Origin of the sequence: Photorhabdus sp. S10-54 (genome assembly GCF_963878145.1) — a bacterium.
In the GTDB taxonomy this organism is placed as follows: domain Bacteria; phylum Pseudomonadota; class Gammaproteobacteria; order Enterobacterales; family Enterobacteriaceae; genus Photorhabdus; species Photorhabdus kayaii.
The window spans coordinates 30,568-48,727 of the sequence record NZ_CAWNXG010000038.1 but is presented as its reverse complement, the minus strand read 5'-3'; the positions used below and the strand labels follow the sequence as shown (position 1 = coordinate 48,727).

Below are 18,160 nucleotides of genomic sequence, written 5' to 3'. Positions count from 1 at the left end.
ACTTATCAAGGGCAGTTGCCCTGATATTATGGGCTATTTTTAGCCTGTCATGGGTTGCCAGTCCCAATAACAGGCAATAAATTTCTGTGGGGTTATTTTCAATGCCGACCTTTTGCGACACCCTCTTTACGGCGGGGAGCAGTCACGTAATCAAGATGATAATGACGCAATTGTAAGGGCACTCAAGGTTAAGTTTTAATTATAAGTACAGTAATCGAAAACAATATGGACACTAAACAATAGTTCTAAAATTCCTACCGTGGCTATAAGTTCTATTGTGGAATCTATGAGGTACTAAATACTCTGATTATAGGAAGCTTAAAGATTGAATAATTCAATGAATATCCTTATTCCAATGGATGGAGTGGATTTGAAGAAATACCCTTATGACTTTTTAGACTTAGACTGACAGTTTTATGTATATTTGATATGTGTTAGTTGAGGTTAATATGAACAGGAAAATAGAACAGGAAGTTAGAAAAAGGGTCAATTAATGGCAAACCGTGCCCGGAAACCCTGTTTTTCTTGTTTTACATATTATATAAGGTGAAATTTTATGCTGTACATTTTTTTTGACAAAATAGTTTGTTGCTTAGCTCGATATCATGGCTTGAAAGTCTCCCTATCAGGAATCTACAGTGTTCTATATCGTTACGGCCTGAATAGGCCCTCACAGAGCCTCAATTTCAAAGATAAGAATGGAAATAAGGTACGCAGATTCCAATGCACAACCATTGATGATGTAATGCGTATTGGGGTACTAAAAGTCTATAAAAAACATAACTAAGCATGTGCCATTGATTTTATTAATTATGTCGTCTAAAAATTTCCTTTCAGAATCAAAATGATCCGTACGGGTAATGATCATGAGTTTCAGTCTAAACTCCATTGGCATTGTGAAGACTTAGGGCCGGGCTTGAACATGTGTATCTCAGACCAGTTAGTCTCAATCTGAATGGGAAAGTTGAACATTCCCATCTCACCGATAAACAAGAGTTTTACCAATTATGCATATTTAAAGAGGACGTAGATTTAGCAGCCAAATTGGCTGAATGGGGGGCGTTTTACAACTATTACAGACCACACGGTGACTTGAAAGGTAAAACGCCTAATGAGATTCTTGTCGAAAAAATGAAAACGTAAAAATGCTCTGTCTGTCGAAGTCAGAGATCGCTCAGGATCTGAAATCAACCAGACCCCTGACTCATCTTTGTCGTAATCGACGAATAACACAGCTAAGATCCAGCTCTTGATCCTGTAGTAGAACCATTAGGTGATACATCAGATCTGCTGCTTCATTCGTTAGTTCCTCTTTATTATTAACTGCCGCTGCCAAAGCAGTTTCCAACCCTTCTTCACCTACTTTCTGAGCGATTCGTTTAGTACCGCTGGCATATAACTTCGCTGTATATGAGTGGTCAGGGTCGGCTGTTTTGCGACTTGCCAGTAATTTTTCAAGCTGATAGAGAAATCCCCATTCAGTTTGTGCCGGAGCAAAGCAACTGTATGTACCAAAGTGGCAGGTAGGACCAATTGGATCTGCGAGTGCTAACAGGGCATCATTGTCACAATCAGGATAGATATTGACCAAATTAAGAAAATGGCCGGAGTTTTCACCTTTAGTCCATAGACGTTGTTTACTGCGGGAAAACAAGGTGATTTTACCTGAACTGATAGTGACATTCAGTGCTTCTTTATTCATATAGCCCATCATTAGGACATCGCCGGATATAGCATGTTGCACAATAACCGGCATCATATAAGCGACTTTTTCCCAATCCAGTTTTTCGATTTGTTGTGCGGTCAGCAAGTTCTTATCTCCACGCCGTGTTGTGAAAGGTACTGTTTTAATTCACCAATATTAATAATCTGTTTATGGAATACAGATGCTGCTAATGCACCATCGACATTTGCCTGTTTAAAGGCATCAAGAAAGTGTTCTGGTGCGCCTGCGCCGCCAGAGGCAATGAGAGGAACGTGACAAACGTCCCGTACCTGTTTTAGTTGAGTCAGATCGTAGCCATTGCGGACACCATCCTGATTCATCATATTGAGTACGATTTCACCTGCGCCACGTCGTTGCGCTTCTTTTACCCAATTGAGGGTTTGCCATTGGGTGGCTGTTGTGCGTTTTTCGTCACCGGTAAACTGATAAACTTGATAGCGACCAGTGCCTTCATCAAACCAAGTGTCAATCCCTACGACAATGCATTGAACGCCATAACGGTCGGCCAGACGGGTAATTAAGGTTGGATCGGCCAGTGCAGGGGAGTTGATAGAGATTTTATCTGCCCCAAATGAGAGAATTTGCCCTGCATCTTCGACGGTTTTAATGCCACCGGCAACGCAAAAAGGAATATCGATCACTTCCGCAACTTTGGCAACCCAACTTTTATCGACTACCCGTCCATCAGATGAAGCAGTGATATCGTAGAAAACCAGTTCATCTGCGCCTTCTGTTGCATAACGTTGAGCGAGTGGCACAATATCGCCGATAATTTCGTGATGACGAAATTGAATGCCTTTAACTACTTGCCCGTCACGAACATCAAGGCAAGGGATTATGCGTTTTGCCAGCATTGAATTGCCTCCGTCAGGGTAAATTTCTCATCAAGTAATGCGCGACCAATAATAACCCCGGCTACACCGCTGGCAGGCAGAGAAGCGATATCATTTAACGTGCCGATGCCCCCCGAAGCCTGAAACGCGATTAGTGGATAACATTGGCAAATTGCCCGATATAATTCGACATTTGAGCCGATGAGAGTGCCGTCGCGGGAGATATCTGTACACAGTACATATTTCAACCCGCAAGGCAGATATTGCTCAATAACCTGTTCCAGAGTGACAGAGGAATTCTCCTGCCAGCCATTAATGGCAACCTGTTTTATGCCGGTATCATTGATACGGACATCCAGCGCCAGCACAATATTTTCCGCGCCATAACGTTTAAACCATTGGGTAACTAGTGCCGGTTGCTTTATGGCGATAGAGCCGAGCACTATTCGGTTGGCGCCTGCATCAAGCAATGTTTTCACATCTTCTTCTGTACGGATGCCGCCGCCAACCTGAACAGGTATAGAAACCGCGGCAAGTAATTTGCGCAGTAGAGGGATCTGGCGGGCGGATGGATCTTTAGCGCCGGTTAGATCGACCAGATGAAGCCGTTTTGCTCCCTGTTGTTCATATTGTTGGAAGTGGGACAGAGGATCGTGTTGATAATCCCGTTGCCGAGCATAATCCCCCTGATGTAACCGTACTACTTTGCCATCAATCAAATCTAATGCGGGTATGATCATTGTGCTTACATCTCCAGAAAATTCTTTAATAGTCTGGCTCCGGCAGCACCGGAACGTTCAGGGTGAAACTGCACGCCAAAGAAGTTATCTTTGGCGATTGCGCTGCTGAAAGTATTGCCATATTCAGTTTGCGCAATGGTGTAGGCATTCAGTGGGATCGCGTAGCTATGGACAAAATAAAAATAGGCATTGTCTTCAATACCACGGAATAGCGGGTGTCCGGCTTTTGGCAGAACTTGATTCCAGCCCATGTGTGGCAATGGAAGCCCGTGATTAGCCATTTTTTGGACGGGGGAAGCAATAACTTCGAGTAGGGAGATATTATCACCTGTAACATTATCGCTTTCTTCGCTGGTGGCAGCGAATAGCTGCATGCCAAGGCAAATACCTAACACAGGTTGGCTGAGTACTTTAATTAACGATATAAGTTCCCGTTGTTTCAATTGATCCATTGCAGCACTGGCAGTGCCGACGCCAGGCAAAAGTAATTTATCTGCTGCCAGGATCGTTGCTACTTCCTGACTGATTTCAGGTTGATAACCTAATTTTCGGATAGCATAAGCTACCGATGACAAGTTAGCGCAGCCAGTATCGAGAATGACGACTTTCATCACAGAACTCCTTTGGAACTAGGCAATGTATCGCCTTCTACCCGAATCGCCTGACGTAGTGTTCGGCCAAAAGCTTTAAACAGGCTCTCTGCTCTGTGATGATCGTTGCTGCCTTTCGTTTTCAGATGCAGTGTACAGGCCATTGCATAAGAGAGTGAACGAAAGAAGTGCTCAATCATTTCAGTACTCAGATCACCTACCCGCTGGTGTTTGAATTCAGCTTTATATTCCAGATGAGGGCGACCGGAGATATCGAGAGCACAGCGGGCAAGGCATTCATCCATTGGCAACACAAAACCAAAACGGCAGATACCCCGTTTATCTCCTAAAGCCAGTTTCAATGCTTCCCCTAATGCCAGACCGGTATCCTCAACGGTGTGGTGATCATCAATACAGAGATCGCCTTTAACCTGAACATGCATGCGGAAACCACCGTGAGTAGCAATTTGATCCAACATATGGTCAAAGAACCCGACACCGGTATTGATATCGCTGCCACCTTCATGATCAAGCCAAACGTCAATGTTGATGGATGTCTCTTTAGTGACACGTTGAACATGAGCGTGACGGTCTTGACGGGTTAGTCGTTCGCTGATGGCGGACCAGCTAAGGTTTTTCGGATGATAACGTAACCCCTGAATGCCCATATTTTTTGCCAGTTGCAGATCGGTTTCCCGGTCACCAATCACATAGCTGTTAGCGGTATCCATCATGCTTTCTGCCAGATATTTTTCCACTAGTTTTATTTTTGGCTTACGGCAATGACAGTTCTCTTCTGGTTTGTGAGGGCAGATTAAAACTTCATCAAAATGGATACCTTGAGAATTGAAAATCTGCATCATCAGGTTATGTGGCGGTTCAAATTGTTCTAATGGAAAACTATCTGTGCCAAGACCATCCTGATTGGTGATCATAATCAGTTTGAACCCCGATTTTTGCAGGGCAAGCAGAGCAGGAATAACCTCGGTTTCCAGTACCAGTTTATCCAGACGATCAACTTGAAAATCTGTTGGCGGTTCAGTGATCAGTGTACCATCCCGATCAATAAAAAGGAGTTTCTGGTTCATCAGTTTGCTGTCTCCTTTGGTTGTTCATTTACAGTGGAAAGGGCGCTGATGGCTTCAACCACTCGCTCACACTCTTTACGGCTGCCGATGGTGATCCGCAGGCAACCCTCTAAACCGGGCTGTTTGCGCTGGTCGCGCAGGATGATGCCCTGATGCCATAATGTTCTGAAAACAGTTTCTGCGTCATAGAATTTCACCAATATATAGTTGGTTTCACTGGGGAATACTTTTTCAACGATGGCTAATTTATTCAGCGCCTGTTGTAAGTCATTGCGGTTTTCCCTGATCTCAACGACACGTTTTTGCATAATTGCGATGCCTTCTGCTGTCAGTGCCTGTGCTGCAATATCTGCAACAGGAGTGGAAAGCGGGTAAGGTGCAATCACTTTTAACAACAGAGTGATGATATCCACAGATGCGAGAGTAAATCCACAGCGCAGACCGGCTAAAGCAAAAGCTTTCGAGAGGGTTCGCAAAATGACTAAATTTGGATAGTTTTTTAGCCAGCCTGCGATACTATTTTCCGGGCAAAATTCAATATAGGCTTCATCGATAGTGACAATTGCGCGATTGGCGGTCAGTTCCAGAATTTTACGCAATGAATCAGGATTAATTGAGTTTCCTGTTGGGTTATTAGGGCTACAGATATAGATCAATTTTACCCGGTCAAGGTTATTTTCGATCGCTTCGATATCCAGTTGCCAATTTTCTAGTGCAGCAATTTTCTTTTGTTCGACACCAAAAGCTTCAGCGCTGACACTGTACATACCATAAGTCGGAGGGCAAAACAGAACCACATCTTGTCCGGGTTCACAAAATACGCGGATTAGAAGTTCAATGGATTCATCAGCACCACGACAGGCTAATACTTGCTCGGGTTGTAAACCGGCATAGGCGGCATAACGGCGGATAACCGAGGCGGGCTGGCAGTCAGGATAGCGGTTCAATGTTTGCTGAGTGCATTGGAAATCAGGTGCTAGTGGGTATTCATTGGCGTTTAACCAAACATCACCTTTGCCGCCAAGGCGACGAGCAGACATATAAGGGGTTAATTTGCGGATATTTTCTCGTGCCAACCGGTTGGCGTCAAAAATGTTATTCATATTCACTCCTTGACCGGCAATATTCAGCGCCGCCACACGTAAAGTGACAGCGTTTTTATGAGCGGTCAGTTGTTCTGCTTGCGCCAGTGTTTCAATGGTCTGAGATAGGTTCAGCAGCCCTTGCGGCGTCAGTTGTTGAATTGTCATACGCTTTAAGAAATCTGCCAGACCAAGGCTGGAATAGGTTGAGGTGTAGCCATAAGTTGGTAATACGTGATTGGTTCCTGATGCGTAATCTCCCGCAGATTCCGGCGACCAGTCACCGAGAAAAATGGAACCGGCGCTAGTGATTTTTTCAACCAGTTGTTCTGGTTGACGAGTTTGAATAATCAGGTGCTCTGGGCCATAGCGGTTGCTGATTTTCACACACTGTTGCAGGCTTGTTGTCACAATAATTCGGCTGTGCGCTAATGCCTTGGTGGCAATTTGATTGCGGGAAAGCAGGGTAAGCTGTTTTTCGATTTCCGCTATCACTTTTCTGGCTAACGCTTCATCAGGTGTAACCAATATCACTTGTGAGTCAGGACCATGTTCTGCTTGTGAGAGTAAATCGGCAGCCACAAAGATGGGGTTTGCTCCCGCATCGGCGATAATAAGCAGTTCCGATGGGCCGGCAGGCATATCGATGGCGGCACCATCTACGCGCTGACTAACTTGTCTTTTGGCCTCAGTGACATAAGCGTTACCTGGACCAAAGATTTTATCTACTTTGGGTACGGATTCTGTTCCAAATGCCATAGCGGCAATGGCTTGAGCACCACCAATCTGGAATATTTCCGTAATTCCACACAGTGTGGCTGCATAGAGAATTTCATTGGCAATCGGTGGCGGGGAACAAAGTACAACTTTATGGCAACCCGCTATTTGAGCAGGTATTCCGAGCATCAAAACGGTAGAAAGTAATGGTGCAGAACCTCCGGGGATATAGAGCCCGACAGAATCGATAGGCCGTGTTACTTGTTGACAATAGACCCCAGGTTGGGTTTCTACTTCGATCTTTATAGGCTTCTGAGCTTCGTGGAAAACGCGAATATTATTCATTGCCTGTTTCATTGCCTGTTTAATGTCGTCATTCAGGCTGTTTTCCGCGGCAGCGATCTTTTCCGGCGAAATACGGATATTTTTAATAACCGTTTTGTCGAAACGGCGGCTGAATTCACGCAGAGTGTGATCGCCATATTCTTTTACCGCATGCAGAATGTGTTCCACTGTATGGGAGATTTCTACGGAAGCTGAAATAGCAGGGCGTGTTAGTAAAGCGTTTTGCTGGTCATCATGGCATTCCTGCCAATGGATCAGGGTATCGAAACGGTCAGTCATTTTCGTTTACTCCATCATTTTTTCAATCGGCAAGACTAAAATGGAGCTGGCGCCAAGGGATTTAAGCTTCTCCATCGTTTCCCAAAACAGTGTTTCACTGCTTACCATATGCATGGCAACGCGGTTCTGATCCCCCGCCAGCGGTAAAATCGTTGGACGTTCCGCCCCTGGTAGCAGAGCAATCACTTCTTCAAGTTTTGCACTTGGTGCGTGCAACATGATGTATTTGGATTCACGGGCCTGAATTACCCCTTGAATGCGGGTCAACAGTTTCTCAATCAATTGCTGTTTATCGGCGGGCATTTCTCCATCACGTTGAATAAGACAGGCCTTGGAACGGTAGATAATTTCTACTTCCCGCAGACCATTCGCTTCCAGTGTTGCGCCAGTTGAAACCAGATCACAGATGGCATCGGCTAACCCGGCGCGGGGAGCAACTTCAACTGAGCCATTTAGCAGACAGGATTTAAAGTGGATTTTTTTCTGATCGAGATAACGTTTTAGTAGGTGAGGGTAAGAGGTTGCGATACGGGCATTTTGTAAACATTCGACGCCAGTATAGTTGTAGTCTAGAGGCGCGGCCAGTGAAAGGCGACAAGTACCGAAATCAAGGCGGCGTAAGGTGAAATAACGAGGATCTTCTCCCTGAGAGCGACGGCTTAATAGCGCTTCTTCCAGCACATTTTCACCGATAATACCCAGATCGACAACGCCATCCATAACCAACCCTGGAATATCGTCATCGCGTACCCGCAAGATATCAATGGGCATATTTTCTGCGAATGCAATTAGGCGCTGTTGTTGCAGATTGATTTTAATGCCACAGCGAGCCAGTAATTCTCGTGAATCTTCGCTTAATCGGCCTGATTTCTGCATTGCGATACGTAAATGTGATTTATCTAACATTTTCATCCCCACTTAAAATCGGAAACATAAAAAAACCCTCGGAAGGATCCTTCCGAGGGTTTTTATCGCATTCATGCCACCGGAAGACCCGCTAAACGTCTTCCAGCACACAATTGCCTGAAAGACTAATCAGGATGATGATGATGATGGTAATGGCTAAATTGAATGCGGATCATAATGGTTTCTCTTTGTTTATGATTGCGGACTGTTTACTGCCGGTTACTTTTATTCACTGACCAACAGAGGTTAAATTTTTTGCTTGCTATTCAACCTATACGATTTGACGGCTTAAAAGCAATCTATTTTTTTAACAATAAATTTATCTCATAATAATGTTTTGTTTTTACTTGAAATATTCCCTCCTATGGGAGAAATATAGGATCAATAATAACAGTGGCTTAATGTTCGGATTGTTTGCATAATCAAAGTAATATCAGGCATAGCAGGAGTGGTGATGAAAAAAGTTTCCATTATCGGTCTGGGTTGGTTGGGGATGCCACTAGCCAAAGCATTGAGTCGTAGTGGTATGCAGGTTGTTGGCAGTAAAACGACGCCGGATGGTGTAGAGGCAGCACGTATGTCTGGTATCGAATGTTATTTGTTACAACTGGAACCTCAGATCAATTGCGCGCTTGATGATTTAGAGCAACTGATGGTAGCTGATGTGATGATTATTACTTTACCGGCAAGCCACACTGCGGGTGGCAGTTATAACTATGTTAGGGCAGTTCAGTTAATTGTCGATACGGCTCTCTCATACTCTGTGCCAAGGATTATTTTCACCAGTTCTACTTCTGTTTATGGTTTTGTGGCTGGCAATCTCAATGAAGATGCGCCTTTTTGCCCTGAAACACTTTCCGCTCAGGCATTGGTTGAATTAGAGAATTGGTTGCACAAACTGCCAAATATTTCTGTTGATATTTTGCGTTTAGCCGGTTTGGTAGGCAGTGGTCGTCATGCCGGGCGTTTTCTGGCGGGGAAAAAGGGAGTTAAAGGGGGTAATCAGCCGGTCAATTTAGTTCATCAGGATGATGTTATTTCAGCCATTAATTTATTAATTCAGAGGACTGACGGTGGGCATATTTATAATTTATGTGCGCCTGTTCACCCAACCAAAGTTGAATTTTACCCTAAGGCCAGTAATCAGCTTGATTTAGTTCCACCTGAGTTTTCCAGAGAGGAAACTCAGGTGGGAAGTAGAATTGTTGATGGCAGCCGTATTTGTCAGGAATTAGGATTTAAGTATCAATATCCCGATCCCAGATGGATGCCAATGAGCTGATTTTTCTCAACTTAACTCAATCATGACAATTTCTTTGAACGCTGGTCTTTCTGCCATTAACTGATACCAGCGTTCAATATTTGGCAGAGATGGACGTTTGATTGGAATATTAAGCCAAGGATAAATCATAGGCCCTAATGCAATATCCGCCATGCCAAATTTATCGCCAGAAAGATATTTCTGTTCTGCCAGAGTATTCTCAACCATTTTCATAAGTTTCTCGATTTCAGCCAGGGTCTGTTCTATTTGCTTTTGATCCCGCTCTGCTTCCGGTGTGCGAATAAAACCTATCATGAGTTGTCTGATATAAGGAAACAGATGTGAACCAACCCAATCCATCCATTTATCCGCATTCGCTTTTTCCTGTAGATCTTGTGGATAAAGTATATCTTTACCAAATTTTGCGGCAAGATAACGAACAATTGAGTTGGATTCCCACAAAATAAAATCGCCCTCCTGTAAACAAGGGATTTTTCCATTCGGATTCATTTTCAAATATTGCGGGTCATCCAGTTTGCCAAATTTACCGCCAATATCTACTTGATTATACGGTACACCGAGTTCTTTCAGACACCAGAGCACTTTTTTTACATTGGAAGAGTTTTTACGGCCCCAAATGGTTAGCATGAGCTTCTCCTTGAATCGGGATGATAAGAAAATCGTCTATTTGTTACCAATAACCTCTATCAGGTTAAATGAAAACCCATGATCGGCACAATCTTTACACTGTTTACGTTGGTTTCTTGTCGTACAACATTTTATATTAATAAGAATTTGACATTTTTTCTTATTAAGTAAAGGGGAACGATGATGAAGAAAAGTCTGGCGATGACGATGAAATGTGTGATTGCGGTGCTGATAGTGGCATCAATGGTAAGTGCCCGTGTTTATGCATCGGATGAACCTGTTGTTCCACCCGTGGACGCTAGAGCTTATGTGTTAATGGATTATGACAGCGGTAAAATTCTGGCTGAGGGTAATCCCGATGAGCGGCTTGATCCAGCCAGTCTGACAAAAATTATGACCAGTTATGTTGTCGGTCAGGCGATAAAAGCAGGAAAAATTACGTCGGAAGATGTCGTTACTGTGGGAAAAGATGCTTGGGCAACGGGAAATCCCATACTGAAAGGTTCTTCGCTTATGTTTCTTAAACCCGGTGACAGGGTAAAAGTGATCGATCTGAATCGTGGTGTTGTTATTCAATCTGGTAATGATGCCAGCATCGCTTTGGCTGATTATGTGGCGGGCAGTCAGGATGTATTTGTTAGTCTGATGAACAATTATGCAAAAGCGCTTGGGTTGACTAACACCCATTTTCGTACGGTTCATGGATTGGATGCTGAAGGCCAATTCAGTACTGCTCGTGATATGGCGGTATTGAGTCAGGCGATGATCCGTGATGTTCCTGATGAGTATGCTCTGCATAAAGAGAAAACATTTACCTTCAATAAAATCCAACAGCTTAACCGTAACCGATTGTTGTGGAATAAAAATATGAATGTCGATGGTGTGAAAACAGGATATACCAGCGGTGCCGGTTATAATCTGGTTGCTTCAGCGACAGAGGGATCTATGCGGCTGATTTCTGTGGTGTTAGGCGCACCAAGTGATCGGGTTCGTTTTGCTGAAAGTGAAAAATTACTTGCATGGGGATTCCGTTTTTATGAAACGGTAACACCTATTAAAGTTAGCGAGCCGTTTGTTTCAGAAAAGGTTTGGTATGGCAAGCGTTCAGATGTTGCTCTCGGCGTAGAAAAAGATGCGGCGATCACTATTCCTCGTGGGCAGTTAAAAAATCTGAAAGCCAGTTACACATTAAATCAGACTCCATTAACAGCGCCTTTGACGAAAAATCAGGTTGTTGGTGTGATTAACTTCCAATTAGGGGATAAGGTCATTGAACAACGTCCTTTGGTGGTTAAAGAGGCGGTAGAGGAAGGTAACTTTTTTAGCCGTATTTGGGATTTGATTGTGATGAAAGTTAGTGGTTGGTTTAAGGCGATTTTTGGTTGATTTGACGTCAATATAAGGTTTATGTGGCAGGTTGGGTGGATTTATATTCTTTCTGATTTAGGGCGCGGTATTTTGCCGCGCACGTTTTACACTTATTTTTTTCCATCTAGAGAGCAACATTTGCTATTTTTTATAGCAGATCCGTTATACCGGCCTTTGAATAACAAGACACCATCAGGTTTATCTTGCCAGTAAGCCCATAATTCGATCTCAGTTGTGACTGCTCCCCGCCGTAAACGTGCTTACTTTTAAATGCCGGGAAACGCGCTTTCAACTTCGGATTAAAGAAGTTATCAAATGCGGTATTCAGGTTAATCACAGCCTGCTGTAAGGCAATAGAATCATATTCTTTAAGCCAGGCATATTGACGGGATTTTTTTGCCGCTGCCAGCAAAGGATTTAGGTCTTTACGCGGGTTTAAATTTACGCCGTAACGCTTATAAACGTGTTTTTTAATGTGCAGCGCCTTGTTATACGCAAAACGGACCGCACCGAACTGGGCGTTAAGATACCTTCATATCGGAGTTCATAGCTAGTAGAGAATCCTGTTAAATAGCCATTTCTGAATAGAATACAGATTAATAGTAGTAAGCGTTATTGATATTTGTCAAGAAAATGGGGTTTAATTGGGTTTTTATTATTTTATAGGTAATATTAGATAGGAAATTAATTTGTAAAAAATTAAAATATCAATGTTCAGAAATAGATTTAATACAATTGTTTTAATATGTTGTTATCGGGTGTGTTAAATATATGATTAATAAATTTATTAGAGTTAATTTTAGGTCTATTATTGTTTTTTTTATTACTCTTGTAAGTTTTTATTTTCTATTTGAAATGGTTTTTAAATTCATTGAATATAGATTAATGACACCGAAATAGCATTATTGAAATAAGATATTATTTATTAATTATCGTGAATTTAAAGCGGTGTTGTTAGAACAGGCAGAACCTTGTGATTAAGGTTCTGCCTGGAGAAGGGAGTAACTGGTAGAAAATATTTTTAGCTTTACTCAACATCAGCTTAGTTCTACCAGAGAAATACTACACTCAATTTCTATTGTAACAATAAGGAATTAGGTGGAGCTATTTAGCAATTTATGACTTTATATTAAGAAGCCAATAATGTTGCGTTGTAGATATAATTGTAACCACCAGGAGAAACCGCTGATGAAGAAGTTATATTTACACGTTTGTTATTACTGCAAGCGTTCAGAAGAAGATGATACAGTGCTGAACCTCTGTAGTCCTGAGCATTCCACCATAACAGATAGTTAAATTTGCCGTTAGGGAATTGCATAGTGACAGTCACTTGCAATTGGTTTTGATCAGGTGCAGCCTGAACTGAAGTTACTGTACCAACAGCGAAATAGTAATTAGGGTTTGGAGAAGTCTGTTCAGGTTTATTTTCTGTTACCGCTTCATTAGAAGAAGGATTTGTATAGTTCATCGTGTTAACCTTTTAATTTAACGTAATTGAAAAATAGAAATTTTTACTAAAATGTACGGAGAAGTCATTTGTCCGCCGAAGAAATATAAGGTAATTTGTAATTGTAATCTATATTAAAAGTTTATCTGTATTATATAATTATTGATGCTGTTAAAAAGTCGCCAATAATATATTTCCTCTAAATGGTTATAATAATCAAATGCATCACTCTAATCAAAAAATAATATTGATATTTATTTACTACCGTTGAAATGGAGAAATTACAATCTGTTCCGGTGGGCATTATTTATGCAGGATATTCTTATTAATAGAGTATGGGTATGGAAGGGGCGGCAGGAATTGAAGCGTACTGGCAGTATGTGGTGAATGATTTAAATTTTAATTTTCTAGTTGATATTTAAATAAAACATTATGAAATTATTCTTATCCTATAGTATTTCGCATGGATATATATGATTGCAATCATTGAAATTAATTTACTTAAATCTATTTTGGATTTAATAATACCTAAGTGTATAATATTTTATTAACAATTACAATGTGTAAATATTATTGATGTAATTACGTATGTTGTTAAGTATTTACGGGGTGAAATAAAGAGATGTTGTCCTACCCTGTTTTTAAAGATTGAATGGATAGTATGTGCTATTATTAGAATAATTTCTGAAAGAAATTTTTTTAGTGAAATTAAATTTTAATAATAATATATTGATATTTTTGTGTAAAACAGATAACTAAGTTAATTAATTTTAATTTATTGAAAGTTTGTTTTCTGTTATTTTTATGAGTTTGTTTTTTTATTAAATTTAACTATGGTAGGCAGAACGTTAATATTACGCTCTGCCTTAGATAGGGTAGAATGTGCCGTTATAAAAGTCAGCTTCATTATACCAGAGAAATGTTTTGCCAAACTCCTATCACAACAGTACTGTATTTGGCGATTGATGAGATCGCTTCAGTAAGATTGAATTTCTATTAGGAATCTATTATTTGGCTCAAGCATTTCAACAAGCGATTATTTTACATAGAGATTTCTACGCAATTAATGTAATCGCAGCCGAGAGGACCAACTTTTCCTACGGTGCTTATTTTCACATCTTTCTTAGCGCAAAGCGCTTCCATCAGGACTTTATAAATCGCCATGCCTCTATTGTCTAGCAGATTCCATTTCAAAAGCATTTCTTCACATGTGCCATCATGCATTAATACAGTCACCATAACTTGCATAACTTTGTCTGGCATAACTTTCATTGCAATGATTTTACAGCTACGTAGCATTACGTCATCTACTATATTATTATCTTTAATTAAAGAAGGATGCATGTCATTAATCATAATATAAACTCCAAAATATAATTTAATTAATTGATAAATAAGCCTATATTATCTCAGAATAAAGAACGGAAAACCGTCCGTTTGAGAAATATAAGGTGGTTGGTACTTCTACTATAAAAGCAATCTACATAAGAAATTTTTTTTGCGCTAAAAATATAGGACAGTTAACGTTTTTAATTGGCATATAACATTTTCTCTAACACATATAACTATAGGTGCCATTTATAGGTTGTCAAATAAATTTGAAAAAATAATGTAATTGCCTGATATATAGAGTCATTTTATTAAAAAATAGAAAATAAATTGTTGATGTGATAAATATAAAATAACTGGGATTTTTTATATCGTATATAATTAGATTAAATTAAAATATAATTGAAAATTTATTTATTTTGAATGATTAGTTTGATAATTAAAATTTTTAATTATATTTTTGATTGTTGTAAGTAAATATGGTTAATTTATTTATTTGAAATTTATATAAATATTAATGTGAATGAGATATTGTATGTGTTTTTTATAAAAAAAATTTTTCTTTATGAAGTGTTCGTCTATTATTTAAAAAACTCAATAGTGTATAAAATAGAAATGTCACTAACTATTTCAATATTAAGGTTAAATTGTATTAGAATAATTTTATATTTATCAATAAATTAATGTTATTAGAAATATACCCTATGGATTTCAAGATGGATCGCGACGGCAAGGGAGTGAATCCCCGGGAGCATAGGTAACTATGTGACCGGGGTGAGCGAGTGCAGCCAACAAAGAGACAACTTGAAAGATAACGGGTATAGTGCTTTAGCAGTAACACATTTAAGGTAATACTGGAGAGGCAGTTATAAATTGGCATGACAATATAGTGTTAAACCGTTGTTGGGAAAATAATTATCGTTTTTTAATGGGCGTATAGGCTCATTATTCTATGATGAAAAGGTGGTTATATGTCATATCTTGATCCGTTAGCGCTTTCTATCCGTTTTGGAAATCGCAATAATTTAGGTGATGACAAACGGTGGACGGATAAACCTAATCCTCTCCATAAGCTTAATCAGGAGCAATTTACTTACATTTATGAGGATAGTCTGCACTTTCTTTATGGTCGATATAGATTCAATCCAAGTAATGGACGAGATAATATTTTGACAGATATGCAGGTGTCGAAAATCAAGACGGGGAAATATATTGATCAATATGGTCATGATGAACAGTATGAGGTTCTTGGTCTCCTTGGTGGCATGGGAACATTTCCTTTACATTCAATATTCGGTACGTTTAGAACAGAAGAAGTCGATCTGATTAGTTACTATTTTTATATTGCATATGTATTGACGGATAATTATTCAATTCATAATCGTTATTTTTACCAAGGTTATCCAATGGGGCCTAATAACGATGAGGGGTTAGATTATATTCTTATGTGGAACGCCGTTGATATCATTCCACCACCGTATAAGCCGGGTTTGCCACGATATTTCCCACTGATTAATGGTTATATTCTCTTTCCTTCAGCAACTGAGGCTGTAGTTATCTCTAATATTTCTACCGATGCTAAGTTTATCCGTCTTGAGGAGACTGGCAATAGGTTTCCTTTTACTGGAGAGATTGCGACCAAGACGCCTTATATCCTGACAGATAAGTTGTGGCAACAATGGGACGAAGAAGAGCAGCAGGAGGTACCAATAGACGAACGGGGATATTTCAACGAAGACGATTTATGGCAATATGATGAACAGCAGGGGGATTGGGTGAAGTGGGTCGTGTAGTTTAAATTTTTCCGCTAGCTAGCTCATGTCATTATTCGGTTGCTGCCCGCTTGAAGAGAACAGCAACCAAATATTTATTATGCAAACAGTGAGTAGAGGACAGCAGAGATAGCAACTAACCCCATAAAGACGATAAACAGATTACTCAGCTTGCCGCTATATTTGCGCATTGCAGGAACTTTGCTGATTGCATACATTGGCATAAGGAACAGCAACATTGCGATAATAGGACCACCTAATCTTTCGATCATTTCCAAAATACTTGGATTCAGAGTAGCGACAATCCAAGTCGTTACTAACATGAAAATGGACGTGATACGATTCAGCTTTTTAGGCTCAATAGTTTTACCTTGGTCACGCAATGTCTTAACCACGATACCATTAAAACCTTCACGCGCACCCAGATAATGGCCAAGGAAAGATTTGGTAATTGCTATGAATGCAATAAACGGAGCGATGTAGGCAATCACTGGTGTATTAAAGTGGTTAGCCAGATAAGACAGAATAGAAATATTTTGTGCTTTGGCTTCTGCCAGATTTTCTGGAGACAGGCTCAATACGCAGCTGAATACGAAGAACATCACGGTTACAACCATCATGATATGGGCGTAAGCCAGAATGCGGGAGCATTTTTTCTCAGCATTTTCACCATATTCTCCACGTTTTGCCACAGCAAACGCCGAGATAATTGGCGAGTGGTTGAAGGAGAACACCATTACTGGGATCGCTAGCCATAGAGTGATGAGCAGCCCATGACTTGCACTCGATGCAGAAACGCTGATGTTTTCGAAGATTGCGGTATTCCAGTTAGGGATCAGATAAAACGCCAGTAGCATCAAAACGGCAACAAATGGGAATACCAGCACGCTCATTGCCTTAACAATAGCCTGTTCACCGAAACGGATGATGGTCATTACACCAATGATTAGGATCAGAGCCAGCAGGGCACGGGGGGGTGATGGCAGATGTAATTGGTGAACAATAAAGCTGTCTACGGTGTTGGTAATAGCAACGCTGTAAACTAAGAGAATCGGGTAGATAGCGAAGAAGTAGAGCAGGGTGATAAGTTTACCTGCCAGGCTGCCAAAGTGTTCTTCTACGACTTCGGTAATATCTTCGCCAGGGTTTTTACCGGATAGAACGAAACGACACATCCCGCGGTGGGCGAAGAAAGTCATTGGGAAAGCTAGTAGCGCCATCACCAAAAGAGGTAGTAGGCCACCAATACCGGCATTGATGGGTAAGAATAATACACCGGCACCAATCGCAGTACCATATAGGCCAAGCATCCATACTGTATCTGATTTACGCCAGGTTTTATAATCGCTTGGGCTGGTCGCCTGCGATGCTATCGTACCTGTTTGAGTCATATCCATAGTTATCTCCGAGAATAACGCGGTAAATTAAAAAATGAAATTACAATGCCGCAAGTATGCAATAAATGCAAATACATGTGGCCTAACTCTTTCTTTATAAAAAATAAATTTTTCAAATATCTCTGGTGTTTATTTAAACGTTTTTATTACCACATTAACATCTTGGTCGAAAATTGGACTTTAAATTAACAAGCCGAAATTTTCGCTTTACTTTCTTTTTTGAAAGAAAGTCTGGAAATTTTAAGACCAGACTTTTGATAGCGGCAAGATAGCGATTTTTAGTGAATAGTACCGTGATCATAGTCTCAAATGCGGAATATATCTCGAAAAGCCATCATATTACGAGATTTAGTGTAATTGTTGTCTAAATATTGCAAATTTTAATGAGTTCAAATTATAGCCTCAATTTGCCCATGACTCAACTCTTATTATTCTCTTATGTTTTTGTTATTTCTTGTCTATTCGTTTACATATTAATGAATGAAAATGGCAAATAGAGTAAATGGTTAATAAATTGATAAATATCAATTTTTTTACCAGATTTTAAAATAGATATCTCTTATGTAATGTTTGTATCTTTGTGAAAGATATAGATAAAACCAGAATAATAGATTAATAGCATCAATAATATG

16 protein-coding genes, 2 pseudogenes and 1 other annotated feature are annotated in these 18,160 nt (G+C 40.3%); of the genes and pseudogenes, 4 read left to right on the top strand and 14 right to left on the bottom strand.

Features of this window, described 5'->3' with window-relative positions:
* Positions 1-924 precede the first annotated feature (924 nt).
* A complete protein-coding gene (locus AACQ83_RS18110) occupies positions 925-1,143 on the top strand; it encodes an integrase core domain-containing protein (protein WP_112879010.1) in 219 nt (72 codons plus the stop codon).
* A gap of 61 nt (positions 1,144-1,204) precedes the next feature.
* On the opposite strand, the gene hisIE is transcribed toward AACQ83_RS18110, so the two are convergent.
* The 9 genes and pseudogenes from hisIE to hisL all read right to left on the bottom strand — a co-directional run bounded on the left by hisIE (position 1,205) and on the right by hisL (position 8,482).
* Positions 1,205-1,810 carry a bifunctional phosphoribosyl-AMP cyclohydrolase/phosphoribosyl-ATP diphosphatase HisIE gene (gene hisIE / locus AACQ83_RS18105; RefSeq protein WP_112879009.1) on the bottom strand — a complete coding sequence of 202 codons (606 nt, stop codon included), beginning with the start codon at positions 1,808-1,810 and terminating at the stop codon, positions 1,205-1,207.
* Positions 1,804-2,580, bottom strand: coding sequence for an imidazole glycerol phosphate synthase subunit HisF (gene hisF / locus AACQ83_RS18100; RefSeq protein WP_112879008.1), 777 nt, complete (start codon positions 2,578-2,580; stop codon positions 1,804-1,806). The genes hisIE and hisF overlap by 7 nt, the downstream gene beginning before the upstream one ends.
* A complete protein-coding gene (gene hisA / locus AACQ83_RS18095) occupies positions 2,562-3,299 on the bottom strand; it encodes a 1-(5-phosphoribosyl)-5-[(5-phosphoribosylamino)methylideneamino]imidazole-4-carboxamide isomerase (protein WP_112879007.1) in 738 nt (245 codons plus the stop codon). The genes hisF and hisA overlap by 19 nt, the downstream gene beginning before the upstream one ends.
* 5 nt (positions 3,300-3,304) lie before the next feature.
* Positions 3,305-3,910 carry an imidazole glycerol phosphate synthase subunit HisH gene (hisH, locus tag AACQ83_RS18090; RefSeq protein ID WP_112879006.1) on the bottom strand — a complete coding sequence of 202 codons (606 nt, stop codon included), beginning with the start codon at positions 3,908-3,910 and terminating at the stop codon, positions 3,305-3,307.
* Positions 3,910-4,977, bottom strand: coding sequence for a bifunctional histidinol-phosphatase/imidazoleglycerol-phosphate dehydratase HisB (gene hisB / locus AACQ83_RS18085; protein WP_112879005.1), 1,068 nt, complete (start codon positions 4,975-4,977; stop codon positions 3,910-3,912). The genes hisH and hisB overlap by 1 nt, the downstream gene beginning before the upstream one ends.
* Complete coding sequence (hisC, locus tag AACQ83_RS18080) at positions 4,977-6,080, bottom strand: histidinol-phosphate transaminase (RefSeq protein WP_255566990.1); 1,104 nt, start codon at positions 6,078-6,080, stop codon at positions 4,977-4,979. Before hisC ends, hisB begins: the two co-directional genes overlap by 1 nt.
* Positions 6,081-7,400: pseudogene (gene hisD / locus AACQ83_RS18075) on the bottom strand (histidinol dehydrogenase); the annotation flags it as partial.
* Between the two features lie 6 nt (positions 7,401-7,406).
* On the bottom strand, positions 7,407-8,306 hold the full coding sequence (gene hisG / locus AACQ83_RS18070; RefSeq protein WP_112879004.1) for an ATP phosphoribosyltransferase: 900 nt from the start codon (positions 8,304-8,306) through the stop codon (positions 7,407-7,409).
* 26 nt (positions 8,307-8,332) lie between these two features.
* Positions 8,333-8,456: a sequence feature (His leader region), on the bottom strand.
* Positions 8,432-8,482: a his operon leader peptide gene (gene hisL, locus AACQ83_RS18065; RefSeq protein WP_112879013.1), complete on the bottom strand. Its 51-nt coding sequence runs from the start codon at positions 8,480-8,482 to the stop codon at positions 8,432-8,434. Its footprint overlaps the feature before it by 25 nt.
* 278 nt (positions 8,483-8,760) lie before the next feature.
* On the opposite strand from hisL, the gene AACQ83_RS18060 reads away from it, so the two are divergent.
* Positions 8,761-9,588, top strand: a complete 828-nt coding sequence (locus AACQ83_RS18060) for an SDR family oxidoreductase (protein ID WP_112879003.1) — start codon at positions 8,761-8,763, stop codon at positions 9,586-9,588.
* 6 nt (positions 9,589-9,594) lie between these two features.
* Here the strand turns inward: AACQ83_RS18060 and AACQ83_RS18055 are convergent, their stop codons facing one another.
* The gene (locus tag AACQ83_RS18055) at positions 9,595-10,215 is read right to left on the bottom strand and encodes a glutathione S-transferase family protein (RefSeq protein WP_112879002.1); all 621 of its coding nucleotides are present in this window, start codon (positions 10,213-10,215) and stop codon (positions 9,595-9,597) included.
* A 180-nt stretch (positions 10,216-10,395) separates the two neighbouring features.
* Here AACQ83_RS18055 and AACQ83_RS18050 point away from each other — a divergent pair, with 180 nt between their 5' ends.
* On the top strand, positions 10,396-11,601 hold the full coding sequence (locus AACQ83_RS18050; RefSeq protein ID WP_192881042.1) for a serine hydrolase: 1,206 nt from the start codon (positions 10,396-10,398) through the stop codon (positions 11,599-11,601).
* Between the two features lie 238 nt (positions 11,602-11,839).
* On the opposite strand, the pseudogene AACQ83_RS18045 reads toward AACQ83_RS18050, so the two are convergent.
* The 3 genes and pseudogenes from AACQ83_RS18045 to AACQ83_RS18035 all read right to left on the bottom strand — a co-directional run.
* Positions 11,840-12,112, bottom strand: a pseudogene (locus tag AACQ83_RS18045) (helix-turn-helix domain-containing protein); the annotation flags it as partial.
* 600 nt (positions 12,113-12,712) lie between these two features.
* Complete coding sequence (locus AACQ83_RS18040) at positions 12,713-13,051, bottom strand: hypothetical protein (protein ID WP_112879000.1); 339 nt, start codon at positions 13,049-13,051, stop codon at positions 12,713-12,715.
* 1,020 nt (positions 13,052-14,071) lie between these two features.
* Complete coding sequence (locus AACQ83_RS18035; RefSeq protein ID WP_112878999.1) at positions 14,072-14,386, bottom strand: Cro/Cl family transcriptional regulator; 315 nt, start codon at positions 14,384-14,386, stop codon at positions 14,072-14,074.
* Positions 14,387-15,330: 944 nt separating this feature from the next.
* Here AACQ83_RS18035 and AACQ83_RS18030 point away from each other — a divergent pair.
* Positions 15,331-16,152 carry a hypothetical protein gene (locus AACQ83_RS18030; RefSeq protein ID WP_112878998.1) on the top strand — a complete coding sequence of 274 codons (822 nt, stop codon included), beginning with the start codon at positions 15,331-15,333 and terminating at the stop codon, positions 16,150-16,152.
* 77 nt (positions 16,153-16,229) lie between these two features.
* Here the strand turns inward: AACQ83_RS18030 and AACQ83_RS18025 are convergent, their stop codons facing one another.
* Complete coding sequence (locus AACQ83_RS18025) at positions 16,230-17,528, bottom strand: HAAAP family serine/threonine permease (RefSeq protein ID WP_112878997.1); 1,299 nt, start codon at positions 17,526-17,528, stop codon at positions 16,230-16,232.
* Positions 17,529-18,160 lie beyond the last annotated feature (632 nt).

Bases quoted from the DNA above. Each gene is read 5' to 3' on its own strand.
- AACQ83_RS18030 (WP_112878998.1), top strand. From the start codon at position 15,331: ATGTCATATCTTGATCCGTTAGCGCTTTCTATCCGTTTTGGAAATCGC.
- hisA (WP_112879007.1), bottom strand. From the start codon at position 3,299: ATGATCATACCCGCATTAGATTTGATTGATGGCAAAGTAGTACGGTTA.
- AACQ83_RS18025 (WP_112878997.1), bottom strand. From the start codon at position 17,528: ATGGATATGACTCAAACAGGTACGATAGCATCGCAGGCGACCAGCCCA.
- AACQ83_RS18055 (WP_112879002.1), bottom strand. From the start codon at position 10,215: ATGCTAACCATTTGGGGCCGTAAAAACTCTTCCAATGTAAAAAAAGTG.
- AACQ83_RS18035 (WP_112878999.1), bottom strand. From the start codon at position 14,386: ATGATTAATGACATGCATCCTTCTTTAATTAAAGATAATAATATAGTA.
- hisG (WP_112879004.1), bottom strand. From the start codon at position 8,306: ATGTTAGATAAATCACATTTACGTATCGCAATGCAGAAATCAGGCCGA.
- hisF (WP_112879008.1), bottom strand. From the start codon at position 2,580: ATGCTGGCAAAACGCATAATCCCTTGCCTTGATGTTCGTGACGGGCAA.
- hisC (WP_255566990.1), bottom strand. From the start codon at position 6,080: ATGAATAACATTTTTGACGCCAACCGGTTGGCACGAGAAAATATCCGC.
- hisB (WP_112879005.1), bottom strand. From the start codon at position 4,977: ATGAACCAGAAACTCCTTTTTATTGATCGGGATGGTACACTGATCACT.
- AACQ83_RS18050 (WP_192881042.1), top strand. From the start codon at position 10,396: ATGATGAAGAAAAGTCTGGCGATGACGATGAAATGTGTGATTGCGGTG.
- AACQ83_RS18040 (WP_112879000.1), bottom strand. From the start codon at position 13,051: ATGAACTATACAAATCCTTCTTCTAATGAAGCGGTAACAGAAAATAAA.
- hisH (WP_112879006.1), bottom strand. From the start codon at position 3,910: ATGAAAGTCGTCATTCTCGATACTGGCTGCGCTAACTTGTCATCGGTA.
- AACQ83_RS18060 (WP_112879003.1), top strand. From the start codon at position 8,761: ATGAAAAAAGTTTCCATTATCGGTCTGGGTTGGTTGGGGATGCCACTA.